Annotated in this window: 1 protein-coding gene; it reads right to left on the reverse strand. The window is 71.1% G+C overall.

From position 1 onward, the window contains the following. Positions 1 to 1042: ABC transporter permease (locus tag JGU66_35925; GenBank protein MBJ6766172.1), on the reverse strand; the 1042-nt coding region annotated here is incomplete at both ends.

Raw genomic sequence — 1042 nt, forward strand, 5'->3', positions numbered from 1 at the left:
GGAACGCCACGCCGCTCAACAGCGCCGCCACGCCCACGAACGTCCACGGGTCATACGCCGTCACCCCGTACAGCATCGACCCCAGCAGCCGCGCCAGGCCCAGCGACAGCATCAGCCCCAGGCCCACGCCCAGCGCCGCCAGCTTCATCCCCTGGCCCAGCACCAGCCTCAGCACATCGCCCTGCTCCGCGCCCAGCGCCATTCGGATCCCCATCTCGCGCGTCCGCAGCGCCACCGCGTACGCAATCACTCCGGAAATTCCCAACGCCGCGAGCACCAGGGAAACTCCCGCAAAAAGCCCCATCAGCAGCGCCGACAGCCGCCGCGAGCCGATCGACTCATCCACCAGCCGCGACAGCGGGCTCACCGAGAACATCGGCACGTCCCGGTCCACCGCGCGCAGCTCCGCCTCCACGCTCGCGCGCACCGACTCCTCGATGCCCGACTTCGCGCGCACCACCAGGCCCATGCGCGACGCGGGAAGCTGCGCCATGGACCAATAGGCGGCCGGCCGCGCGGGCTGGCTCAGGTTCCACTCGCGCAGGTCCTCCACGATGCCCACCACCGTGGTCCATTGGGTGTCCGAGCCGTGCAGCTTCAGGCGATGGCCCAGCGCGTCCCCGTTCGGCCAGTACGTATCCGCGAAGGTCTTGTTGATGACCACCGCCCACGGCGCGTCCGGACCATCCGAGGGCTGGAGCATCCGGCCCGCGCGCAGCTTCACGCGCAACGTGCGCAGGTAGTCGGGCGACACCGTGCGGTACTCCACCGCGGGCAGGTGCTCGTTGGGGTCATCCTTGCGGCCCTCGACGTCGAAGCTCCGGTCCGAGCGCCCGCCCAGCGGCAGGATGCTGGTGAGCCCCGCCGACTCCACCCCGGGCAGCGCCTGCACCCGCTCCAGCAGCTCCCGATGGAAGGCCACCCGGCGCGCGGGCTCCGTATAGCGCGTGGCCGGCAGGAACACGCGACCGGTGAGCACGCCCTCGGGCGTGAAGCCCACGTCCACCGAGCGCAGCGCCATGAAGCTCTTCGCGAACAGGCC

Source organism: Myxococcaceae bacterium JPH2 (genome assembly GCA_016458225.1).
Taxonomy (GTDB): domain Bacteria; phylum Myxococcota; class Myxococcia; order Myxococcales; family Myxococcaceae; genus Citreicoccus.